The organism is Alcanivorax sp. IL2 (genome assembly GCF_047495475.1).
GTDB lineage: Bacteria > Pseudomonadota > Gammaproteobacteria > Pseudomonadales > Alcanivoracaceae > Alcanivorax.
On the sequence record NZ_CP179932.1, the window covers coordinates 1,941,099 to 1,964,557 of the forward strand.

The window sequence follows — 23,459 nt, forward strand, 5'->3', positions numbered from 1 at the left end:
AATCAATCGCAAAATCCTGCGATATCGTCGATGCGTTCAGGGATATTTCTGGCTCGAAATGATTAGATAGACGTTAAATTCCCGCTTTGAACTGCATTCACAAGACCAATGACCATTGGATAATGCTAAAAAGCGCTTATAATGCTCTCCCGATTCAGGAGTGTGATTTCTGTCACATTAGATCGGCTAGAATTTGCGCTGCCGCTGGCCTTCTTGGTCACATGGATGGACCCGATGCCTTCTAAGTTATTGTACCCTTCAGTTCACCGACTGATTTCCCTCTCTCGCCGCTCCAAGCGTGCCGTGATGTTGCTGTCTGACCTGGTGGCAGCTCCCTTGCTGGTCTGGTTGGCCTTTTCGCTTCGTTTCAACGCATTCGCCCCCCCGATTCATGATTTCTGGCTTTCCTTTGCTGCACCGGTGGTGTTGATTCCGGCGCTGTATTTGTCGGGGTTCTATAAGTCGATCGTGCGCTATCTCGGGGCAGAAGTGGCGTGGTCAATGCTGACCGGGGTGTTTGCTTCTGTGGTCGTGCTGGCTGCTGCCTCCTACATGATTCCGGATGCAACGGTACCCCGATCAGTGTTCCTGATCTGGGGTATGCTTGCCCTGTTGTACCTGGGGGGTAGCCGTTTCTTGATGCGCCGGTTCCTGGTGTATGTGCTGGGCGGCGCGTTGAATCGTCAGCCTGTGGCCGTGTTTGGTGCCGGTGGGGCTGGTGCCCAGCTTGTTGCGGGTTTGCAGTCCAGCGCCGAGATGTTCGCCGCCATGGTGGTGGATGATGCCTACAACAAGCAGGGCACCCTGCTGGCTGGGGTGCCGGTGGTGGATCGCAAGGCGCTGGAGAAGGCCTGCCGTCGCGGCAAGGTGACATCGGTATTGCTGGCGGTGCCCTCGCTGAGCCGCTCTCAGCGAATGGCTATTGTGCGCTGGCTGGAAACCCTGAACGTGAAGGTGCAGACGGTGCCTGCCTTTTCCGATATTGCCAGCGGCAAGGCGCGTATCGAAGAAATCAAGGATGTGTCCATTGAGGACCTGCTGGGTCGGGATTCGGTGCCGCCCAAGCAGGAGTTGCTGCATCGCTGTATCAGCGGCAAGCATGTGTTGGTCACCGGTGCCGGTGGTTCTATCGGCAGCGAGTTGTGTCGCCAGATTCTGAAATTGAAGCCCTCTTGCCTGATTCTGTTTGAGCAGAGCGAGTTGAGCCTGTACGCCATTGAGAAAGAGATGGCGGCGTATATCGACGCCAAAGGGCTTCAGGTAGACCTGTTTCCCATGCTGGGCTCGGTGGTGAACCGGGGGCATATCGAGCGGGTGTGCCGGGAGTTCCGGGTGGATACGGTTTACCACGCTGCGGCCTACAAGCATGTGCCGATTGTGGAAGCGAACCCCTCGGCGGGGGTGCGTAATAATATTCTCGGCACGCTGGAAGCAGCCCAGGGCGCAGAAGCGGCCGGGGTGAAGCACTTTATTCTTGTGTCTACTGACAAGGCAGTACGCCCCACCAACGTGATGGGGGCGACGAAACGTTTTGCCGAGATGGTGCTGCAGGGCATGGCGGACCGGGGCTCCGAGACGGTTTTTTCCATGGTGCGCTTTGGTAATGTGCTGGGCTCCTCCGGCTCGGTGGTGCCTTTGTTCCGTGACCAGATTCAGCGCGGTGGGCCGCTGACGGTGACACACCCGGACGTGATCCGTTATTTCATGACTATCCCCGAAGCCTCCCAATTGGTGATTCAGGCTGGTGCTATGGCTAAAGGCGGCGAGGTGTTTGTGCTGGATATGGGGGAGCCGGTTCGGATCGTGGATCTGGCGCGGACCATGGTTCACCTGATGGGGCTGTCTGTGAAGGACGACGAGACCCCCAACGGGGATATCGAGCTTGCCTTTACCGGCCTGCGCCCGGGCGAAAAGCTCTATGAGGAGCTGCTGATCGGTGAGTGTAGTGTGGGCACGGAGCATGAAATGATCATGCAGGCCACCGAAGAGAGGCTGAGCTGGGATGAAATCCAGTTTGCGCTGGAGTCGTTCCGCAAGGCCCTGGAGAAAGGCGACAAGAACGCCCTTAAAGCGCTGCTGCGCAGTTATGTGGCTGGCTACCAGCCGGGTACTAATGGCAGTCGTTCGCTGGAAAGCATGCAGACCCGGGAGTTGCCCAGGCTGGTGTCGGATAACCGGGCTCTGGCGGACTAGTCGGCTTTTCACATTGTTGGAGCCTCGCTCGCAAGGCGAAGGCACAAGGTTGATGACCTTTTCGCCGTGCGAGAGAGGCTCCAACGGGTTAGTTTGGCGGACTCCGGGCCTCTTTCCTTATAAGATTTTGAACTAGCCCGCCCCTTTTTATATGTCCTTTTCCCTGTAAAATGCCCTTTTTCTGCGCAACCCATGGCCCCGTTGGCCTTCTGAGGGAATTCGCCCCGTGAATATGGATATCGTGATAACGCTGCTGATTGTGGCTTCGGTGCTGGGAGCGCTGGCCAGTAATCGGGTGCCTGCGGATATCACCATGATGGCTGCGCTGGTGATGGTGCTGGTGACCGGGGTGGTGTCTCCCGGCGAGGCGCTGTCCGGCTTTGCCAACCCGGGGTTGATGACCATTGCCGCGCTCTATGTGGTGGCGGCCGCCTTGCGTGATACCGGTGCCATTTATTGGGTGGCGCACCGACTGCTGGGCCAGCCGAAATCCGTGTTTGCCAGCCAGTTGCGGCTGGTGGCGCCAGCTTCTCTGCTGAGTGCTTTCCTGAATAACACCACTGTGGTGGCGATGATGATTCCGGCGGTGCAGGAATGGGCCCAGCGCCTGCGCCTGTCTGCGTCTAAGCTGCTGCTGCCGCTGAGCTATGCGGCCATTCTTGGTGGCACCTGTACCTTGATCGGCACCAGCACCAACCTTGTTGTGGATGGCCTGGTCCAGGAAAGAGGCATGGAGGCGTTCGGGATCTTTGATGTGGCCTGGGTAGGGATCCCGGTATTGCTGGGTGGCTCGCTGTTTCTGCTGCTGGTTGGTCGTTTTCTCCTGCCTGAGCGTGAGGGCATGGTGGAACAGTGGGAGCATGGCCGCGAATACCATGTGGAAATGCTGGTAGCGAAGGGTAGCCCTCTGGCGGGGCGCTCCATTCAGGACGCCGGGTTGCGTAATCTGACTTATGGCTATCTCACCGAGATCCAGCGTGGCGAGCGTCTGTTTCCGGCGGTAGGCCCGGAGATGACCCTGCAGGAAGGGGATCTGTTGGCCTTTGTGGGGGTGCCGGAGTGTGCCCGGGAATTGCAGCGAATCAATGGCCTGCAGTCGGCCCATGGTGGGGCGCACAAGCTGGCGCTGAACAATCACCAGCGGCATCTGGTGGAAGTGGTGTTGAGCCCGGAGTTCCCGGGTATCGGTAAGACGGTAAAGGAAACGGGCTTCCGTACCCGGTACCAGGCCGCCATTCTCAGTATAAGCCGCAGCGGCCAGCGCTTGCCTGGCAAGGTGGGGGAGCTGGTGTTGAAGGTGGGTGATACCCTGCTGCTGGAAACCGGCGAGCAGTTTGTGGAGCAGTATCGTTACCGCCGGGATTTCATGCTGGTCAGTCCGCTCAAGGATTCCACGCCACCGGATTTCCGCCGCGCGCCGGTTGCGGTCGGCGTGCTGGTGGCCATGGTGATGGCGAATGTACTGGGGCTGGCGTCGACCCTGGAAGCGGCCATGCTCGCCGCAGGTCTGCTACTGGTTACACGCTGTGTGACGGTAAACCGCTCACGCATGAACGTGAGCGTGAATCTGCCGGTACTGGTGGTAATCGGTGCCTCTTTTGCGCTGGGCCGAGCGATGGAAAGCAGTGGCGCAGCCGCATGGATTGTGGAGCAGGTGATACCGGAAAGTGGCCTTTCCCCGTGGATGGCGTTGGTGATTGTCTACCTGCTGACCGCCATGTTCACGGAGATGATCACCAATAACGCGGCCGCCGTGCTGGTTTTCCCCATCGCTTTGGGCGTTGCGGAACAACTGGGCGTGAGCCCTATGCCATTCATTGTCGCGGTAATGTTTGCTGCTTCAGCAAGCTTCATGACCCCGCTGGGCTACCAGACCAATCTGATGGTCATGGGCCCAGGCGGCTATACCTTCCGCGATTACCTGAAGATCGGCTTTCCGATGAGTGTGGTGGTGGCGGTGATTACGTTGACGGTGATTCCCCTTGTCTGGGGGTTTTAATAGTCGCGAGGTTCGAGCTACGAGCTACAAGCTACAAGCTACAAGCTACAAGCTACAAGCTACAAGCTACAAGCTACAAGCTACAAGCTACAAGCTACAAGCTACAAGCTACAAGCTACAAGCTACAAGCTACAAGCTACAAGCTACAAGCTACAAGCTACAAGCTACAAGCTACAAGCTACAAAATTCGATTGGGGTAATCTGGAAAGTTCCCAGGGACGGGAGTTTTAAGGAGCAAGGATGCGGTTTGAAAAGTTGGAGGTATGGCAGCGTTCGGTGGAGCTGAGCGTTGAGGTTTATGAACACTTTGCGGGTCACCGTGATTTTGGGTTCCGAGATCAGATAACAAGATCGTCGCTATCGTTGCCTTCGAACATTGCTGAGGGTTATGAGCGACACTCTGATCGAGAGAAAGCCCTGTTTCTGAATTACGCAAAGGGTTCCGCTGGCGAATTACGGACACAAGTACATATTGGCAGTCGAATCGGGTACATCCCTGAAGATGTCGGTAGTCGATGGATTGATGAAGTAGAGCAACTGTCGAGAATGTTGTTCGCGATTATCCGAACGATGCAATGATTGAATAGTGGTGCCGGGCTTGCAGTCCGGTGTGTTTTTCCTTGCAGCTTGTAGCTTGAGGCTTGTAGCTGCCCTTTGAACAGAGAGGTAATTATGTCTTCCCCGTACCAAGAGAAAGCGAACGAATCCAAAGCCCACGTGGTGTGGCATGAGTCCAATGTGACCAAGGATGACCGTGCCAAGGTCAAGGACCAGAAGCCCAAGTGTATCTGGCTGACCGGTCTGTCTGGTTCCGGCAAGTCTACGCTGGCTAATGCGCTGGAAGTGGCGCTGACTGAGCAGGGTAAGCATACCTATTTGCTGGATGGCGATAATGTGCGTCATGGCCTGAACAAGAATCTGGGCATGAGCGATGAAGACCGCACCGAGAATATTCGTCGTGTGTCTGAAGTGGCCAAGTTGATGGTGGATGCAGGCCTGATCGTGGTGACGGCGTTTATCAGCCCGTTCCGCGCTGACCGTGATTCTGCCCGTGCGCTGTTCGAAGACGGCGAATTTGTTGAAGTGTTCGTGGATGCACCGCTGGAAGAGTGCGAGAAGCGCGATCCCAAGGGCCTATACCAGAAGGCACGCCAGGGCATCATCAAGGAATTCACCGGTATCGATAGCCCCTATGAGGCGCCGGAGAAGCCGGAGCTGGTGGTGAACACCGCCGAGAACGATATCGAAGCCTGCGTGAAGCAACTGATCGCGGCTATTGTCTAACGTTCCGGGTTGATCGCAACAGGATGATCACTCCCACAGCAAAGCCTGATTCTGAGATTCATGGCTTCTGTGGGAGCGGTTGTTTGCTATCACCTGCGACGGCAACGTTTCTACATCCTTCCTGCCTGACTCTCCTTCCGCTTTGTGTGACCATAGCCCTGATTTGCAGCCTGACTTAAGGACGAGACCATGGAACGTATTCTGGTTACCGGCGGCGCCGGTTACATCGGCTCTCATACCGTGCTCCTGCTACTGGAAGCAGGCTTCGATGTGGTGGTGCTGGATAATTTCAGCAACAGTAGTGTGGAGAGCCTGAAAAGGGTGGAGGCGCTGACCAGCAAAAAAGTGCTTCTGATTGAGGGCGATATTCGTGACGAAGATTGCCTGAAAACCCTGTTTTCTGATCATGATATTGGTGCGGTGATTCATTTTGCAGGGCTGAAGGCGGTGGGCGAGTCTGTTGACGAGCCCTTGCGTTACTACGATTGCAATGTCACCGGTACGTTGCGATTGCTGGATGCCATGGAGGCTGCCGGCGTGAGGACCATGGTGTTCAGCTCCTCGGCAACGGTCTATGGCGATCCGGCCAGCGTGCCAATACTGGAAGATTTTCCTTTAAGCGCGACCAACCCTTATGGGGCGACCAAGCTGCACATCGAGGATATGTTGCGTGATCTCTATCGCAGCGATCCCCGCTGGCGGCTCGCGCTGCTACGTTACTTCAATCCTGCCGGTGCCCATGAAAGCGGTGAAATTGGGGAAGATCCCAATGGAATCCCCAATAACCTCATGCCTTTTATTGCCCAGGTGGCGGTTGGCAAGCGAGAGAAGTTGAATGTGTTTGGCGGAGATTACCCCACTTCGGATGGCACCGGTGTGCGTGATTATATTCACGTCATGGATTTGGCTCAGGGCCATCTGGCGGCGTTGACTGCGCTGGAAGACAGGGGGGGCTTGCTGACGGTGAATCTGGGCACCGGGCGAGGTTACAGCGTACTGGAAATGATCGCAGCTTTTGAAAAGGCCTCAGGGAAAGCGGTGCCGTATGACATCGTCGAGCGTCGGCCGGGTGATGTGTCCAGTTGCTATGCGGACCCCGCCTACGCGGAAAACATACTGGGCTGGAAAGCCGAGCGTGGCATTGAAGCTATGTGCCAGGATCACTGGCGTTGGCAGGAGCAAAACCCGGAGGGGTTTAAGGGCTGAGCGGGTTTCGCGGTCGAACGACCGCTCCCCCAGCAAGGCTTGAGGCTGCAGAGTCACTGTGGGAGCGGTCGTTCGACCGCGATTGCTGAAACCCTGAGACAAAAAAAGGGCTTACCCGATGGATAAGCCCTTCTCTTATTTGGCTCCGCCTGCTGGGCTCGAACCAGGTGAATTCGCTGAATTCACCAATGATTAACCGTCGACCGCAGGGCGACCAATCATTGGTGCAAAGAAAAAGGGCCTACCCGATGGGTAGGCCCTTTTCTTATTTGGCTCCGCCTGCTGGGCTCGAACCAGCGACCCAATGATTAACAGTCATTTGCTCTACCAACTGAGCTAAGGCGGAATGTCTTGAGGCGCGTATATTAGTGACGCCTTCCGGGGTCGTCAACACCCCGGAGGCGCGTTTGTTGCTTATTTAGCCAATGCTTGCTCAATGCGGCGCATGGCTTCTTTCAGCGTGTCCATGCCAACGGCGAAAGACAGGCGCATGCAGCCGGGCGCGCCGAAGGCGGAACCGGGTACCAGCGCCACTTCCGCGGTTTCCAGCAGCAGGGCGGCCAGGTCGGTGTCGGATTCCACGCCGTCCAGGTTGGCAATCGCTTCGGAGAAGTCCGGGAAGGCATAGAAGGTGCCGTCACCCTGGGCGCATTTCACGCCGGGCAGGGCATCCAGTGCCGCGGTGAGGTAGTCGTGGCGCTCTTTGAATGCCTTGACCATCTCGTCCACGCAGCCCTGATCGCCGGCCAGCGCGGCTTCTGCCGCTGCCTGGCTGATGGAGGCCGGGTTGGAGGTGGACTGGGACTGGACCTTCTTCATGGCCGCGATCAGCTTCTGCGGGCCGCCGGCATAGCCAATGCGCCAGCCGGTCATGGAGTAGGCCTTGGAAACGCCGTTCATTACCACGGTGCGGTCGTACAGCTCCGGAGTGGCGTTGACGATGTTCACGAACGGCTTGCCGGTCCACAGGATGTGCTCGTACATGTCATCGGTGGCGATGATGATGTCCGGGTGCTTTTTCAGCACTTCACCCAGGGCCGCCAGCTCTTCCACGGAATACGCCATGCCGGAGGGGTTGGACGGGCTGTTGATCACGAAGAGGCGGGTTTTCGGCGTGATCGCCGCTTCCAGCTGTTCCGGGGTGATCTTGAAGCGGCTGTTCACGTCGGTTTCGATAACCTTGGGAACACCGCCGGCAACCAGCACCATGTCCGGGTAGCTGACCCAGTAGGGAGCAGGAATAATGGCTTCGTCACCGTCGTTCAGCAGGGCCAGGGCCATGTTGAAGAAGGACTGCTTGCCGCCGCTGGACACCAGGATCTGGTTGGGCTCGTAGTCCAGGCTGTTGTCGCGCTTGAACTTGTCGATGATGGCCTTTTTCAGGCCGGGAGTGCCGTCTACCGGGGTATATTTGGTCTTGCCGGCGTTGATCGCTTCAATGGCGGCTTGTTTGATATGATCCGGGGTATCGAAATCCGGCTCACCGGCACCCAGCCCAATAATGTCTTTTCCCTGTGCGCGAAGTTCACCGGCTTTGGCGGTGATGGCCAGGGTAGGGGACGGCTTGATGCGTTGTACGCGGTCGGAAAGGCTGATATCGGACATGCACTCCTCATTCGTCTAAAGAGTCGTATTGGCTGCGTTTTTGGCGCAGAAAGGGGCGTGCATTTTAGCGGGTCAGGGCTGAAATGTCCCGTATTTCCTTGTGGAGCCGGTGAGAGGTGGCGCGTCAACCGGGGCGCGGCTTGTAGGGCACGAGCTCTCTACAGAGCCTCTGTAGGAGTTCCCTTCCAGGGGACGAATCTGCGCAGGGCCTTTCAGGCCAGGTGAATACCGGCCGGACACTCTGCCATCATCCAAAACCTTCGCCCTTTGGGCGTTTCGCGCTGCGCGCGGTTCGTCCCTCGAGAGGAATTATTCGCTACGCTCACCCTTCGGGCCGCACGGAACTACGTGCGTTACTCCGCTACGCTCCGTTCCTACAGGGGTCTCGGCCTCGATTCGTTCAGCAAGCTGCATCTCCTACGGGGGAAATCCGGTGTTTCTGGCGCTGTTATTCCACCGCGCATTCACGCCGGCTCTGCTACACTATTTGCCGATTTTAAAACCATGATTTTGCTGCCTTCCTGGTTCGGGAGGCGGCCACCAGGATATCTCCATGTCCGACAGCCTTTTCAAGCTTCACTCCGATTACCAGCCCGCCGGTGACCAGCCGAAGGCCATCGCCCAGTTGATCGAAGGGATCGACGACGGCCTGGGTCATCAGACCCTGCTGGGGGTAACCGGGTCCGGCAAGACCTTCACCATGGCCAACGTGATCGAGCAGACCGGGCGGCCCACCATCATCATGGCGCCCAACAAGACGCTGGCGGCCCAGTTGTACGGGGAGTTCAAGGAGTTCTTCCCGGAGAATGCGGTGGAGTACTTCGTTTCCTATTACGACTACTACCAGCCAGAAGCCTATGTGCCGAGCTCGGATACCTTCATCGAAAAGGATGCCTCGGTGAACGAGCAGATCGAGCAGATGCGGCTGTCCGCCACCAAGGCCATTCTGGAGCGACCGGACACCATTATCGTGGCGACCGTGTCTGCCATCTACGGCCTGGGTGACCCGGCCAGCTACCACGCCATGGTGTTGCACCTGGTGCGCGGTGATCGCATCGACCAACGCGAGCTGCTGCGGCGGCTGGCGGAGCTGCAGTACACCCGCAATGAAATGGATTTCCGGCGTGCCACCTACCGGGTGCGCGGCGATGTGATCGATATTTTTCCGGCGGAAGAGGAAAAAGAGGCGGTTCGCATCGAGCTGTTCGATGACGAGGTGGAAACCATCAGCATCTTCGATCCGCTCACCGGCGAGGTACTCAAACGGGTAGGGCGCATTACCGTCTATCCCAAGAGCCATTACGTGACGCCCCGGGAGACCGTGCTCAAGGCGATCGAGATGATCAAGGAAGAGCTCACTGAACGGCTGGCCGAGCTCAAGGAACAGAACAAGCTGGTGGAAGCCCAGCGGCTGGAACAGCGGACCCGTTTCGACATCGAGATGCTGCAGGAACTGGGCTACTGCAACGGGGTGGAAAACTATTCCCGCCTGTTCTCCGGCCGGGCGCCGGGGGATGCGCCGCCGACCCTGTTTGATTACCTGCCGGAAAATGCCCTGCTGATCGCGGATGAGTCCCACGTGACCATTCCTCAGCTGGGTGCCATGTACAAGGGCGACCGTTCGCGCAAGGAAACCCTGGTGAGCTTCGGGTTCCGCCTGCCGTCTGCCATGGATAACCGGCCGCTGAAATTCGAGGAATGGGAGCGTCTGGCGCCGCAGATGGTGTTCGTGTCGGCCACGCCGGGCCCCTACGAGGCAAAATACGCGGGCCAGGTGGTGGAGCAGGTGGTGCGGCCTACCGGCCTGGTGGACCCGCAGATCGAAATCCGCCCGGCGATTACCCAGGTGGACGACTTGCTGGGCGAGGCCAAGGAGGCCATCGCCAAGGAACAGCGGGTGCTGGTGACCACGCTCACCAAGCGTATGGCCGAGGATCTCACCGAATACCTGAACGAACACGGCATCAAGGTGCGCTATCTGCATTCGGACATCGACACGGTGGAGAGGGTGGAAATTATACGCGACCTGCGGTTGGGCAAATTCGACGTGCTGGTGGGCATCAACCTGCTGCGTGAGGGTCTGGATATGCCCGAGGTGGCACTGGTGGCCATTCTGGATGCGGACAAGGAGGGCTTCCTGCGCTCGGATCGCTCGCTGATCCAGACCATTGGCCGGGCAGCGCGGAACGTGGATGGCCGTGCCATTCTCTATGCGGACAAGATGACCGGCTCCATGGAACGGGCCATCGATGAGACCAATCGACGCCGCGAGAAGCAGGAAGCCTTCAACAAGGAGCACGGCATCACGCCGCAGAAGCTCAACAAGAAGGTCCGCGACATCATGGACGACAGCGGCGGTAGCCGTTTCGACCGCAAATACAAGGGCGACAAGGGCAAGAAGGTGGCCGAGTCAGCCTCGAAATACGAAGCCATGTCCCCGGCGGAAGTGGCCCGTGAGATCAAGGCCCTGGAAAACAAGATGATGGAGCACGCCAAGAACCTGGAATTCGAGGACGCGGCGGCGACACGGGACAGGATTCATCAGCTGCGCGAGCTTGGATTCATGCGCTAGACCTGGCTACAACGCCGCTGTAGGAGCCCATGCTTGCATGGCGAACCTCGCGAAGCGAGGAAATCGCCCGCAGAGCCTGCCCCGGGCTTGATCCGGGGGCGATCAGGTGTATCGGCGCTCTGCAGGTCTTTCTGATAAGAGTGGGAGCAAACCTCACCGCCGTTTCCTCGCCGGGGCTCGGTTCGCCATGCAAGCATGGGCTCCTACAGGGGGGCTTGATCCGTTGTTTGCGGTGCCAATTCCTCCACCCAGATCAGCGTCCCCGCGATCACCGCCACCGGCATGATGAACAGGTTCACCAGCGGCAGCATGGTCAGGCCCATGACTACGGCGCCGAAGGTGAGTACCAGCCAGCGTTTGCTTTTCAGGCGCTCCAGCATTACCTCAAAGGGCACCTGGCGGTTATCGGCGCCGAAGTCGATGTACTGCATGGCCAGCAGCCAGCCGGACCACAGGAACCAGATGGCCGAGGCGAACACGTTCACTACCGGGATGAAGTAGACCACCAGCACCACAAACAGAATCAGCACTGCCCGCCACAGCCAGTACCAGGTCTTGCGCAGTTCGCGCTTGAAAGTCCGCAGGATCATGGCCGGGATGGATTCGTCGGGCATGGGGTGGCCGGTGGTCTGGATGTCTACCTTTTCCGCCAGAAAGCCCATGAAGGGGGCGGCGATCAACTGCACGCCGATGGAGAAGACGCTGGCAAACAGTGCCAGCAGCAGGACCCAGACCAGCAGAATGGCGGCGTCGACCAGGAAATGCAGGGCCCCGTTGAGGAAGCTCAACGACCCGGTCAGTGCCCAGTCCGCTGTGGCCGCAGCGATCCAGCCAGCGATCCAGCTGCCGCTGAGCCAGTAGAGGCCGCCGAACACCAGGATGTTGAAGATCAGAGGAATGATCACATAGGTTCGCAGCTCCCGGCTTTTCGCCATGGTGACACTGCGTTTGAGATAGCTGATGGCGTCGGCAACTTGAGACACGGCAAATCCTTGGCTGTGAGAAAGCAGCTACAAGCTACAAGCAGAAAGTGAAAAGGGAAAGCCCCTGCCGGCAAGTCTCATCCTCCCGTGCTCGTTGGAGCCTTGCTGGTAAGGTAAAGGGCTATCAGGGTCAGCCAGCCACCGTTTCCGGGTCACCGGTCCACTGTTGGAGCCTTGCTTGCAAGGCGAACGCCTTGACCGGGAGCTCTTTGCCTTGCGAGTAAGGCTCCACCGGGTGTCGGTGCAGGCAAGGGCTGGGCAGAGCGTGTGAACCGGGCCCGGCTTTTGCACTTGTTTTCAATTCGCCTCCGACTTTGCAGGAGCCCATGCTTGCATGGCGAACCGCCCGGCGACGGCATTATCGCCATGTAACCAGAGCGCCCGGAGGGGCTCGGCATTCTTGGCCTTATTGTAAACAGGGCGTTGCGGCTGATGAATTCAGTCCGGGTTGTCGCTAGACTTACCCCTTTTAATGCCCACGGTGCGCCGTAATCGCTTCAGGGGGCGGCGAAAATCCCTGTTTTCGCCCAATTTTTGGCCTGTTGGCCCGAGTTTAAGCAGACACTATGCGACTGAAATCCATAAAACTGGCCGGGTTCAAATCCTTTGTGGACCCTACCACCACCAATTTCCCGGAGAATCTCACCGCCGTGGTGGGGCCCAACGGGTGTGGGAAGTCCAATATCATTGATGCGGTCCGCTGGGTGATGGGGGAATCTTCCGCCAAGCACCTGCGTGGTGAGTCCATGGCGGACGTGATCTTCAATGGCTCCAATGCCCGCAAGCCCGTGGCCCAGGCCTCCATCGAGTTGATCTTCGACAACTCCGACGCCACCGTTACCGGCGAATACGGCAAGTTCAACGAAATCTCGGTGAAGCGGCAGGTGACCCGCGACGGCCAGTCCAACTATTTCCTCAACGGCACCAAGTGCCGGCGCAAGGACATTTCCGACATCTTCCTGGGCACCGGCCTGGGCCCGCGCAGCTACGCGATTATCGAGCAGGGGATGATTTCCCGGCTGATCGAAGCCAAGCCGGAAGAGCTGCGGGTCTATATCGAAGAAGCGGCAGGGATTTCCAAGTACAAGGCCCGCCGTCGCGAGACCGAAAACCGCATCCGCCGCACCCGGGAGAACCTGGAACGCCTCACCGATATCCGTGACGAGCTGGAGCGCCAGTTGGAGCGCCTCAGCCGTCAGGCCAGCGCGGCGGAAAAGTACAAGCAGTACAAGGAAGAGGAGCGCCTCAAGGGCGCCCAGCTCAAGGCCTTGCGCTGGAAGGGGCTGGATGGCCAGGTCAAGCAGCTCGACCACGTGATTGGCGAGCTGGATGTCTCCATGGAAGCCAAGGTGGCCGAGCAGCGCCACGTGGATGCAGAAGTGGAGCGCCTGCGCGAGAAACACCACGAGGTGCAGGAGCATTTCAACCAGGTGCAGCAGCACTTTTATGCCCTGGGCGCGGAAGTGGCGCGGTTGGAACAGAGCATTCAACACCAGCGCGAGCGCAAGCAGCAGCTCTACGAAGAGCTGGACCAGATCAAGGCCAGCTGGCAGGAATCCGATGAACACCTGCGGGTGGACAGCGAGAAGGTGGCGGAACTGGATGCCATCCTCGCCGAGCGTGAGCCGGAGCTGGAGCTGATCAGTGAGCAGCAGGAAGCGTCCGCCGAGGCGTTGGCCCTGGCCGAAGAAACCATGCAGAACTGGCAGCAGGAGTGGGAAGAATTCAACGGCCAGTCCGGGGAATCCCGCCGCCAGGCCGAGGTGGAGCAGTCCCGCATTCAGCATCTGGAAAAATCCCAGGATCGCCTGAAAGAGCGGATTGAGCGCCTCAAGAAAGAACAGGAATCCCTGGATTCCGGTCCGCTGGCCCAGGAAATGCGCCAGCTGGAAGAGCAGGTGGAACAATATCGCGGCCAGTCAGAAGAAAACGAACTGCGCAGCGAATCCCTGCAGGAAGACATCAACCGCATGCGCCGGGAAAACGGCGACCGGGGCCGTCAGCTGGACGAGGCCCGCGAGAAGCTGCAAACCCTGAAGGGCCGTCGTACCTCTCTGGAAGCCTTGCAAAAAGCCGCCATGGGCGATGATGGGGCGGTGAGCGACTGGCTCAACCGTCACGAGCTGGATGCCGAACCGCGCCTGGCCGATCAGGTGCAGGTAGACGAAGGGTGGGAAAAGGCCCTGGAAGCGGTGCTGGGTGACAGCATCCAGGCGGTGGCGATCAGCGGCCTGGACCAGGTCAGCGACTGGCTGGGCGATCTGTCCCATGGCCGCCTGGCCCTGTTCAGCCCGGCCTCGGTGAAGGGCTCAGGCAGCAAGGGCAAACTGCTCCGAGATCATGTACAGGGCCAGGTACCGGAAGGCCTGCTCGCCGGCGTCTATGTGGCGGATGACCTGAACGCCGCTCTGGCCCTGCGCGGGCAACTGGACGCTTACGAATCCGTGGTCACCCGTGACGGCATCTGCCTGGGCCCGGATTGGCTGAAGGTGGCCAAAGAGGAAGATCAGGAAGCCGGTATTCTCGAGCGCCGTCGCGAGCTGGAGCAACTGGAGGGCGAGATCGAGACCCTGCAGGCCACCGTGGATGACCTGAAAGAACAACTGGACAGCACCCGGGAACAGATCGGTGAACTGGAAGAAGAGCGCGAGGACGTACAGCGCCAGGCCAGCCGCATCAACCGGGAGCTGGGTGAGATCAATGCCCAGGTCAGCGCCCGCCAGGTGCGTCTGGAGCAGATCACCATGCGCCGTGAGCGTCTGGGCCGTGAGCTGGAAGAAGCCAATGAGCAGCACGCCCAGGAACAGGAACAGATGAAAGAGGCTCGGGGTGTGCTGGCAGAAGCGCTGGACGCCATGGAGGCCGACAGCGGTCAGCGCGAAGCCTTGCTGTCCCGCCGTGATGAGCTGCGCCTGCGTCTGGATGAGGCACGCCAGAAAGCCCGCCATGCCCGTGACCAGTCCCACCATCTGGCCATGGAAGTGCAGGGCGCCCGCACCCAGGCGGATTCCCTGCGCCAGAATCTGAGCCGCCTGGAATCCCAGGTGCAGGCCCTGGCCGAGCGCAAGGCGTTGCTGGAAGAGCAGACCAACGAGGGCGACGAGCCGGGCACCGAGCTGCAGATGCAGCTGGAAGAGAAACTGGAAGTGCGCCTGGAAGCGGAGCACAAGCTCACCGAGGCCCGCCGTGAACTGGAAGCGGTGGACCACGAGATGCGTAACCTGGAAGGCCAGCGCGGCCAGTTCGAGCGCCAGGCCCAGGAAATCCGCAGCACCATGGATCAGAAGCGGATGCAGTGGCAGGACCTGACCACCCGCCGCCAGACCGTGGCCGAGCAGCTGGGCGAGCACAACTTCGACCTGGACACCGTGCTGGAAAACCTGCCCGAGGAAGCCAACGAGCAGGAGTGGGCCCGGGAAATGGATATGATCGGCCAGCGTATTTCACGGTTGGGCCAGATCAACCTGGCGGCCATCGACGAATACCAGCAGCAGTCCGAGCGCAAGAACTACCTGGATAGCCAGAACGCGGACCTGGAAGACGCGCTCAACACCCTGGAAAACGCCATTCGCAAGATCGACCGGGAAACCCGGGCGCGCTTCAAGGAATACTTCGACCGCATCAACCGGGGCCTGCAGGAACTGTTCCCCAAGGTGTTCGGTGGCGGTCATGCCTACCTGGAGCTCACCGGCGACGACCTGCTCGATACCGGTGTCACGATCATGGCGCGGCCCCCGGGCAAGCGCAACAGCACCATTCACCTGTTGTCAGGGGGGGAGAAGGCGTTGACCGCTTTGTCCCTGGTATTCAGTATCTTCCAGCTCAACCCGGCGCCATTCTGTCTCCTCGATGAGGTGGATGCGCCGTTGGACGATGCGAACGTGGGGCGTTTCTGTAACCTGGTGTCGGAAATGTCCGCAAAAGTACAATTCATCTACATTACTCATAACAAGATTGCGATGGAGATGGCTGCTACCCTGATGGGGGTCACCATGCACGAGCCTGGTGTGTCCCGTCTGGTATCGGTCGATGTGGAAGAAGCTGCCGAAATGGCGGCTATGTAAGGCAATCCGGTGCTCTCCGTAATGGTGGCACTTCAGCGCAAGCAAGGAAGATGAGGCAATGGGCCTGAATCTGGAAACATTGATTGGCATTCTGGTTATTTTGATCCTGCTGATCCTGGCGGACGGTGTCCGTCGTATGATCAAGGAACGGCAGGGTCGGCTGCGTATGCGTATCGACCCGCGTTACCGGGATGCTCAGGAAGACGAACCCGAGAAAAGCGATTACAACCCGGAGCTGATTGGCACCGCCCGTGTGGTACGTCGGGCCATGGAAATGGACTCGCAGGAGCGGGCTGACGCGCCGCCCACCATGATGGAGCCGGACGAAGCCGTTACCGAGGAGATCCCCACCGCCGAACAACAGAACCTGTTCGACGGCGACAGGGAGCCCGAGCCGGTGGACGAGCCCAAGACATACCGGGAACCGCCGAAACAACCGGAACCGCCCCGCGAGCCGCCGAAACCGGCAGTGGAGCAACGGCCTGTCGAGAAGAAACCGGTCGAGCGACCGCAGGAAAGAAAGACGGAGCGCCACCGCGAACCCCAGCCGGTGCTGGAAGTGATCGTGGTGCACCTGATTGCCCATCGTGGCGCGCCCTTTGCCGGTAACGATCTGCTGCGATTGCTGCTGGAATCCGGCCTGCGTTACGGGCAGATGAACATCTTCCATCGGCATGTCACTCTGGATGGCCGCGATGAGCTGCAGTTTTCCATGGCCAATGCGGTAGAGCCGGGCACCTTCGACCTGGACACCATGGAAGAAAAGACCTTTGCCGGGGTGACCTTCTTCCTGAAACTGCCGGGTGCCACGGACGCTCTGGGTGCGCTGGACAAGATGCTGTCCATCTGCCGTCGCCTGGCCAGTGAACTGGACGGTGACCTGAAAGACGAACAGCACAGTGTGCTGACCCCGCAGACCATGGAACATTTGCGCCAGCGAGTGCAGGAATTCGAACGCCGCCAGCGGGTGCCGAGCGCGTAAAAAGCAGCTACTAGCTTCGAGCTGCTAGCTGCGAGGAAAAGCCGCACCGTTGCGGGCTGGAACGTAGGGTGCACTGAGCCTAAGCGAACTGCACCATGCAAAGGCCGGAAAGGTGCAGTTCGCCCAGGCTCAGTGCACCCTCCCTTTGATATGGCACCGTAGGAGCGCCTCTCGAGGCGCGAACCGGTGGAAAGGAGGCAACACCGGTTCGCGCCGGCAACCCGCCTCCTAAAAAGATAAGACACAGGAAATCCCCGTCCCGTGAGCCAGCCTTCCCAAGACATCATTCACAAAGCCCAGCACCTCCGCGATCAGCTCAATGACTGGTCCTATCGCTATTATGTGCTCGACGATCCGGCGGTGCCGGATGCGGAGTACGATCGTATTTATCGCGAATTGCAGGCCCTGGAGGCGGCGCATCCGTCATTGGTGTTTGCGGATTCACCCACCCAGCGGGTAGGCGATGTGCCGCTGGAAGCGTTCGATCAGGTGCAGCACGAAGTGCCCATGCTCAGCCTGGACAACGCCTTTGATGATGACGAGTTGCGTGCCTTCGACAAGCGCGTGCGTGAGCGGCTGGATGTGTCGGACACTGTCGATTATGTGGCCGAGCCCAAGCTGGACGGGCTGGCGATTTCCCTGTTGTATCTGGACGGCGAACTGGTTCGGGCGGCAACACGCGGCGATGGCCAGACCGGTGAGAACATCACCGTTAATGCCCGCACCATACGTTCGGTACCCCTGACATTGCGGGGTGACACGGTGCCGTCGCGGCTTGAGGTGCGGGGCGAAGTCGTTATGCCCCATGAGGGCTTTGCGGCGTTGAATGCCCGACAGGAAGAGGCGGGGCAGAAGGTCTTCGCCAACCCCCGCAATGCCGCCGCCGGCAGCCTGCGGCAACTGGATTCGCGCATCACTGCCAGCCGGCCGCTGGAATTCTACGCCTATTCCATGGCGCAACTGGAAGGTGTGCCTGAACCAGCCACCCACGCTGACATGCTCGATGCCATGCGCAGCTGGAACCTGCGGGTCAACCCCGAAGTGCGCGTGTGTGCAGGGGTGGAGGCATTGCTGGATTTCTACCACGGTATTCTGGAAAAGCGTGACCGCCTCGGTTACGACATCGATGGTGTGGTCTACAAGGTCAACCGGTTTGATTGGCAGCGGGACCTGGGCTTTGTCAGCCGGGCACCGCGCTGGGCGATTGCCCACAAGTTTCCTGCCCAGGAAGAACTCACTGTGCTCAACGGCGTGGACTGGCAGGTGGGGCGCACTGGTGCCCTGACCCCGGTGGCGAGGCTGGAGCCGGTGCAGGTGGGCGGCGTTACCGTGAGCAACGCCACCTTGCACAATATCGACGAAATCCAGCGGCTGGATATTCGCATTGGCGATACCGTGGTGGTGTACCGGGCCGGGGATGTGATCCCCAAGGTAGTACGGGCGTTGCCGGAACGGCGCCCGGCGGAGGCACAGGGTATTTCCCTGCCGCCGAGCTGTCCGGTGTGTGGCAGCGAGATTCTCCGTGGTGATGACCAGGTGGTGGCCCGTTGTACCGGTGGCCTGATCTGCGGCGCTCAGCAGCGTGAGGCGATCAAGCATTTTGCCTCGCGCCGGGCCATGGATATCGATGGCCTGGGCGACAAGCTGGTGGATGCGCTGGTGGATCAGCAGCTCATTGCCACCGTGGCCGATCTTTACCGGCTGAAGGCGGAGCAGGTGGCTGGCCTTGAGCGCATGGGCGAAAAGTCTGCGGATAACCTGATCGCCGCGCTGGAAGATTCCAAGACGGTGGGCCTGGGGCGTTTTCTGTTTGCCCTGGGCATTTTGCAGATTGGCGAGGAAACGGCCAAAAGCCTGGCGGACTGTTTTGGTGACCTGGACACGATTCGTCGGGCCCCGTTGTTATTGCTGCTGGCGGTGCCGGATGTGGGCATGGAAGTGGCCAAGGCCATTGGCGCCTTCTTTGCCGAAGCCGATAACGAGGCAGTGATTGATGGCCTGCTGGCCGCCGGGGTGAACCCGCAGTCCAGCGGTGAACCGTCTGCGGCGTTTGTGAACGGCCTGACATTGGCGCAGCTGTTGAAATCCGCGAAGCGGTTGGGGATGAACCTTGAGGGTATCGGTGACAAGTCACTGGACGCGCTGGGCAACCATTACCGCAGCGTTACCGAGCTGAGTGCCGGGGCTGCGGAAGGCGCCGGTGCAGAACCCAAAGGGGTACGCTCCGGTGTGATGACGCAGCTGGCCAAGGCATTGGCGGACAACAGCTGGCAGGCCCGCTTGCAGGACGCTGAAGCCATGGTGGCCGAGCTGGTCGCCCGCGCTCCGGCGCAGACGGAAAGTCGCCCCCTGGAAGGGCAGACCTGGGTGCTCACTGGCACTCTGGAACAATTCACCCGTGACCAGGCAAAGCAGGGCCTGCAGCAGTTGGGAGCCAAAGTGTCCGGCTCGGTGTCCAAGAATACATCCATGGTAGTGGCCGGCGCTGCCGCCGGTTCCAAGCTTGCCAAGGCGGAGTCCCTGGGGGTTGAGGTCTGTGATGAGGCCGCGCTACTGTCCGTATTCGAACAACACGGTATTGATCCGGGAGCATTATGAGAATCAGGCTTACCCTGCTGTTGGCGGCACTGCTTCTGGGTGGCTGCGCTGGCACCCCGACCCAGACAGACAATGTCTGTGCGGTGTTCGACCAGCGGGGTGGCTGGTTCAACAACTGGTACAAGTACGCCAAGAACACGGAAAAGGAATACGGCGTGCCGGTACCGGTGTTAATGGCGACCATCTACAAGGAATCCGGCTTCAATGCCCGGGCCAAACCGCCCCGTACCAAGCTGTTGGGGTTTATCCCCTGGAAGCGGCCTTCCTCGGCCTACGGTTATCCCCAGGCGCTGGATTCCACCTGGCAATGGTATCAGGATGACACCGGTCGCCATGGTGCAGATCGCGATGACTTCAAGGATGCGGTGCGGTTTGTGGGCTGGTATCACTATCAGAGCCACAGGAAAAACGGCGTCGCCCGTAACGATACCTACAACTTGTACCTCAATTATTATGCAGGTCACGGCGGTTATGCCCGTGGCACCTGGAAGAACAATAAATGGATGAAGGGCGCGGCACAGCGCACCGCCAGCATGGCTAACCGCTATCAGCAGCAGATGAATAGCTGCGGGCGTTGAAAATGCAGCGTCTAGCTACGAGCTGGAAGCTAAATCAAAACCTTCCGGCGCTGTTTCGAGTTGATTCATTTAGCAACAAACTTGCCCGCGTTGCCGCTAGCCGCTCGCAGCTAGTCACTGCCTTTTACCGCTGAACTGCCGTTTTTCCGGTCTTATCGGAATCCGGTCGGTTTGAATGTGGTTCGCTGTGAAAATGTGATCAGAAGCACAAAAAAGGTCTTTGCGGACCGATGGATTAAGGGGAACACACTTTGCGTTTTGTATTCGGTCTGCTGCTGTGGGCAGGTGGGGCCATGGCCGCGTATGCCATGCAGGTGGACAAGGCCATTGTTCATTTTCCCGCCGACAAATCACCGCGTCAGGATGTGGTCATCGGTAATCCCGGTGAGGAGCCCCTGTTTGTGGATGTGGGCATTCTTACCGTGAGTGATCCCGGTACCGATCGTGAGCAGCGCTTGCCGGTGAAGGATCCGGAGTCTGCGCCTTTAATTGCAACGCCACGACGGCTGATGGTGCCGCCGGGAGGAAGCCGCCGGGTGCGACTGGTGAATCTGGATGGTAATGGCGACATGGAGAAGGTCTACCGGGTAGATCTGAAGCCTGTGGCGCCGCCGGAGCAGATGGAGGGCACCGGAGTACGGGTGCTGGTGGGTTACCAGCTGCTGGTGTTTGTGGCCCCGTCGCAAAGCGGGGTGTCGCTGGAAGGCCAGCGCGATGGCAAGTCCCTGACGTTGACCAACAAGGGCAACGTCAATGTGCTGCTGCATGAAGGGGAGCAGTGCCCACCGAGCCCGTCGACCCAGCCCTGTCAGCCAGTGCAGGGGCGCCGCCTCTATCCGGGTAACAGCGTTACCCTGGCATTACCCATGGATGCGCCGGTGCGTTTCAATCTCACCACTGCCGGTGAGACCCGGCAGCAGCGTTACCCCTGATCGGAACGGTCGTCATGGGCAAGCGTTGGCAGGTCGGGTGGATTGCCCTGCTGGTTGCTGTGCTGGCAGGACAGGCCATGGCGGCGGATTATGCGGTGCCGCCCGGGTTCGAAACGCTAATGGAGCCGCAGGAAACCCTGGTGGATGTGTACTTCGGCGATCGCCTGGTGATGTCTACCCCTGCCCGTTATTCCCCTGAGGAAATCACCTTCCTGGAGCCGGATGCGTTGATCGGCGCCATGCCTCAGGTGAAACCGGAGCCCTGGCTGCTGGCGGTGCTGTCCACGCCGCTGGACCCCCACGGTGACAAGGTTTGTGTCAGCGAACACCAGCAGGACTGCGGTCTGATCGAGCCGAAAGTCGCCGGTGTGATTTTCGACGAGCAGCGCTTCCGGGCAGACCTGTTTATCCACCCCAACTACCTGGACGCCCCGGAAGCGCTGGCGCCCCGTTATCTGCCTGAGCCCACAGAAACCCGCTGGGGCGGTGTGCAGAATCTGAGCTTCAGTCACGCAGGGAGTGCCGAAGGGGAGAACAACACCAGTTTGTTTGGCCGTAGCCTGGTAGGCCGGGGGGCCCAGTATGGCTTTGCCAACTGGGTCAGCACCGATGAGCAGTCCCTGTCGATTGATGAGCTGGGCTGGCAGCGCAACTACCCGGATCACCAGGTCACCGCCGGCCTGTTTCAGCCCAACAGTGACATGCTGACGGTGATTGACCGCCAGCCGATCGCCGGGGTCGGTGTGTCCCGTTCGCTGGTGCGCCGTCAGGACCTTGAGGAAGCCTTTGCCACGTCCGTGGAAGTGTTCCTGTCATCGCGAAGCCGCATTGAGGTGTACAAGGATGGCCGCCTTTACGGCAGCCAGTTTCTGGAATCCGGGCGCCGCCGCCTGGAGACCGCCCGTCTGCCCACCGGGGCCTACACGCTGGAATTGCGCATCACCGATGCCAATGGCAACACCCGCGTGGAAGAACAGTTTTTTGTGAAAAGTCGCCGTCTGGCGCCGCAGGGCGAGAAGTTGTGGTTCGCCCAGCTCGGCCAGGCAACGGCCTTCGCCCGTGACCAGGTGTTGCCGGAAGACAGACAGACCGCCCTCTTTATGACGGGTTTGCGCCAGCGTTTCGCGGATTCCTGGGGTGGCGGGGTGGCGATGGCGGCTACCGGTGAGCAGGCCTTGCTGGAAGTCAGTGGTGACTGGTTTTCCCGTTATTCCCAGCTATTTGCCAGCACCTTTGTGGAAAGTGAGGGTGGCAGTGGTTTTACCCTGCGCGGTAATGCCAACTTCAGGGACTTGCGCTTCCAGTTCGACAGCCAGCGGGTCTGGACTGACGATCCGGCCGTCTTCGATGTTGAGTTTGATGTAGAGGAGTATCGGCTGCTGCCTCGCTCTGTGCGCCGTGACAGCGCCGAGCTCTGGGTGCCGGCAGGGCGAGGGCAGCTGGTATTTTCCCATCGTCGCCAGCGACTGGGTCGTGCCAACGAACAGACCATCAGTTCGGCAGCCTATCTGCATACCTTTCGGGTGGGCAGTGGTCAGGTGGTCAACCTGTCTGCAAGCCTGACGCGAAACGACGGTGACAATCAGATTCTGCTTGGCGCCAACTGGTTGATGACCCGTCCGGACTGGCAGCATCAGGCCAACCTGGGCTGGGTTCAGGACGATGCGCCCGGTACCGAGGATGGGGTGAATGCCGCCTGGGCCAGTGCCTGGAATGACCGGGACCGTTTTGATGCGGACCTGACGCTGGGGGCGGGGGTCAACTTTGATCCGGGTCGTCAGTCCGTGCTGCTCAACAGTGAATACGGCTCCCGCCATGGACGTGGTCGGGCCGATGTGGCCTTTAACGATTCCGACCGTGGTGGCCGCGATACCCTGACCAGCGTGCGTTATGACACCAGTCTGGTGATTGGTGATGGTGCCGCTCTGGGTGGTGAACAGCTGAATGATTCGGCGGTGCTGCTGAAGCTCGATGGCGCCGACGGCGCGTTATTCGACGTGCTGGTCGACGGAAATCCGGAGATGGTGGTGAAGGGGGGGAGCTCGGCCACCCTGACGTTACCGGCCTATCAGGTACACAAGATCGCCCTGCGTGATCGCGGTACCGACTTTGTGAATCTGGATAGCACGCCCCGCGACGTGGTGCTGTACCCGGGCAATGTGGCGATGCTGGCCTGGGAGCTGCAAAGAGTGATGGTGGCCCTGGGGCGTCTGCAGGATAGCGAAGGCAATATCCTTTCCCGTGCCCGCATTCAGGGTCCCGGTTTCGACAATCTGGTATTCACCGACGAGGATGGCTACTTCCAGCTGGAACTCCCGGAATCCAGTCTGGGCAGCCTTTATGTGGAAACCGCTGAAGGTCGCTGCACCCTGCAGACCGGGGCGGCGCAGATCCAGCACGGGGTGGCGCGGTTGGGGGCGGTGGTTTGTTCAGTTAACAGTGAATAGTTAACAGTGAATAGCT

Annotated in this window: 14 protein-coding genes and 1 tRNA gene; 12 read left to right on the top strand and 3 right to left on the bottom strand. The window is 59.6% G+C overall.

Annotated elements, in window-relative coordinates:
• The first annotated feature begins 306 nt into the window (after positions 1–306).
• The 5 genes from ACMG4N_RS09115 (at position 307) to galE (ending at position 6,682) form a co-directional block, all read left to right on the top strand.
• A complete protein-coding gene (locus ACMG4N_RS09115) occupies positions 307–2,193 on the top strand; it encodes a polysaccharide biosynthesis protein (RefSeq protein WP_414431351.1) in 1,887 nt (628 codons plus the stop codon).
• Between the two features lie 232 nt (positions 2,194–2,425).
• Positions 2,426–4,192, top strand: a complete 1,767-nt coding sequence (locus ACMG4N_RS09120) for an SLC13 family permease (RefSeq protein WP_414433310.1) — start codon at positions 2,426–2,428, stop codon at positions 4,190–4,192.
• A 240-nt stretch (positions 4,193–4,432) separates the two neighbouring features.
• On the top strand, positions 4,433–4,771 hold the full coding sequence (locus tag ACMG4N_RS09125) for a four helix bundle protein (protein ID WP_103916407.1): 339 nt from the start codon (positions 4,433–4,435) through the stop codon (positions 4,769–4,771).
• Between the two features lie 93 nt (positions 4,772–4,864).
• The gene (gene cysC, locus ACMG4N_RS09130; protein WP_297762631.1) at positions 4,865–5,476 is read left to right on the top strand and encodes an adenylyl-sulfate kinase; all 612 of its coding nucleotides are present in this window, start codon (positions 4,865–4,867) and stop codon (positions 5,474–5,476) included.
• A gap of 189 nt (positions 5,477–5,665) precedes the next feature.
• Positions 5,666–6,682 carry a UDP-glucose 4-epimerase GalE gene (galE, locus tag ACMG4N_RS09135; RefSeq protein WP_414431352.1) on the top strand — a complete coding sequence of 339 codons (1,017 nt, stop codon included), beginning with the start codon at positions 5,666–5,668 and terminating at the stop codon, positions 6,680–6,682.
• A 270-nt stretch (positions 6,683–6,952) separates the two neighbouring features.
• Here the strand turns inward: galE and ACMG4N_RS09140 are convergent.
• Together ACMG4N_RS09140 and ACMG4N_RS09145 are read right to left on the bottom strand one after the other, a co-directional pair.
• Positions 6,953–7,028, bottom strand: a tRNA-Asn gene (locus tag ACMG4N_RS09140).
• A 68-nt stretch (positions 7,029–7,096) separates the two neighbouring features.
• The gene (locus ACMG4N_RS09145) at positions 7,097–8,287 is read right to left on the bottom strand and encodes a pyridoxal phosphate-dependent aminotransferase (RefSeq protein WP_414431353.1); all 1,191 of its coding nucleotides are present in this window, start codon (positions 8,285–8,287) and stop codon (positions 7,097–7,099) included.
• Positions 8,288–8,840: 553 nt separating this feature from the next.
• Between ACMG4N_RS09145 and uvrB the strand changes: the two genes are divergently transcribed.
• Positions 8,841–10,859, top strand: a complete 2,019-nt coding sequence (uvrB, locus tag ACMG4N_RS09150; protein WP_297762697.1) for an excinuclease ABC subunit UvrB — start codon at positions 8,841–8,843, stop codon at positions 10,857–10,859.
• Between the two features lie 203 nt (positions 10,860–11,062).
• Here uvrB and cysZ read toward each other — a convergent pair whose 3' ends face one another.
• Entirely contained in the window at positions 11,063–11,842 is a 780-nt protein-coding gene (cysZ, locus tag ACMG4N_RS09155) for a sulfate transporter CysZ (RefSeq protein WP_414431355.1), read from the bottom strand.
• Between the two features lie 566 nt (positions 11,843–12,408).
• Here cysZ and smc point away from each other — a divergent pair.
• The 6 genes from smc to ACMG4N_RS09185 all read left to right on the top strand — a co-directional run bounded on the left by smc (position 12,409) and on the right by ACMG4N_RS09185 (position 23,443).
• Entirely contained in the window at positions 12,409–15,906 is a 3,498-nt protein-coding gene (gene smc / locus ACMG4N_RS09160; protein ID WP_297762702.1) for a chromosome segregation protein SMC, read from the top strand.
• A gap of 58 nt (positions 15,907–15,964) precedes the next feature.
• A complete protein-coding gene (zipA, locus tag ACMG4N_RS09165) occupies positions 15,965–16,888 on the top strand; it encodes a cell division protein ZipA (RefSeq protein ID WP_297762704.1) in 924 nt (307 codons plus the stop codon).
• Positions 16,889–17,149: 261 nt separating this feature from the next.
• On the top strand, positions 17,150–19,486 hold the full coding sequence (gene ligA / locus ACMG4N_RS09170; protein ID WP_414431356.1) for an NAD-dependent DNA ligase LigA: 2,337 nt from the start codon (positions 17,150–17,152) through the stop codon (positions 19,484–19,486).
• On the top strand, positions 19,483–20,064 hold the full coding sequence (locus ACMG4N_RS09175) for a transglycosylase SLT domain-containing protein (RefSeq protein WP_297762708.1): 582 nt from the start codon (positions 19,483–19,485) through the stop codon (positions 20,062–20,064). Before ligA ends, ACMG4N_RS09175 begins: the two co-directional genes overlap by 4 nt.
• A gap of 251 nt (positions 20,065–20,315) precedes the next feature.
• Positions 20,316–20,996, top strand: coding sequence for a fimbria/pilus periplasmic chaperone (locus ACMG4N_RS09180; RefSeq protein WP_297762710.1), 681 nt, complete (start codon positions 20,316–20,318; stop codon positions 20,994–20,996).
• Between the two features lie 14 nt (positions 20,997–21,010).
• The gene (locus ACMG4N_RS09185) at positions 21,011–23,443 is read left to right on the top strand and encodes a TcfC E-set like domain-containing protein (RefSeq protein WP_297762712.1); all 2,433 of its coding nucleotides are present in this window, start codon (positions 21,011–21,013) and stop codon (positions 23,441–23,443) included.
• Positions 23,444–23,459 lie beyond the last annotated feature (16 nt).

Coding starts and splice junctions, on each gene's coding strand:
- ACMG4N_RS09115 (WP_414431351.1), top strand. CDS start 307: ATGTTGCTGTCTGACCTGGTGGCAGCTCCCTTGCTGGTCTGGTTGGCC.
- smc (WP_297762702.1), top strand. CDS start 12,409: ATGCGACTGAAATCCATAAAACTGGCCGGGTTCAAATCCTTTGTGGAC.
- cysC (WP_297762631.1), top strand. CDS start 4,865: ATGTCTTCCCCGTACCAAGAGAAAGCGAACGAATCCAAAGCCCACGTG.
- ACMG4N_RS09120 (WP_414433310.1), top strand. CDS start 2,426: ATGGATATCGTGATAACGCTGCTGATTGTGGCTTCGGTGCTGGGAGCG.
- uvrB (WP_297762697.1), top strand. CDS start 8,841: ATGTCCGACAGCCTTTTCAAGCTTCACTCCGATTACCAGCCCGCCGGT.
- ACMG4N_RS09125 (WP_103916407.1), top strand. CDS start 4,433: ATGCGGTTTGAAAAGTTGGAGGTATGGCAGCGTTCGGTGGAGCTGAGC.
- ACMG4N_RS09185 (WP_297762712.1), top strand. CDS start 21,011: ATGGGCAAGCGTTGGCAGGTCGGGTGGATTGCCCTGCTGGTTGCTGTG.
- ACMG4N_RS09145 (WP_414431353.1), bottom strand. CDS start 8,287: ATGTCCGATATCAGCCTTTCCGACCGCGTACAACGCATCAAGCCGTCC.
- galE (WP_414431352.1), top strand. CDS start 5,666: ATGGAACGTATTCTGGTTACCGGCGGCGCCGGTTACATCGGCTCTCAT.
- zipA (WP_297762704.1), top strand. CDS start 15,965: ATGGGCCTGAATCTGGAAACATTGATTGGCATTCTGGTTATTTTGATC.
- ACMG4N_RS09175 (WP_297762708.1), top strand. CDS start 19,483: ATGAGAATCAGGCTTACCCTGCTGTTGGCGGCACTGCTTCTGGGTGGC.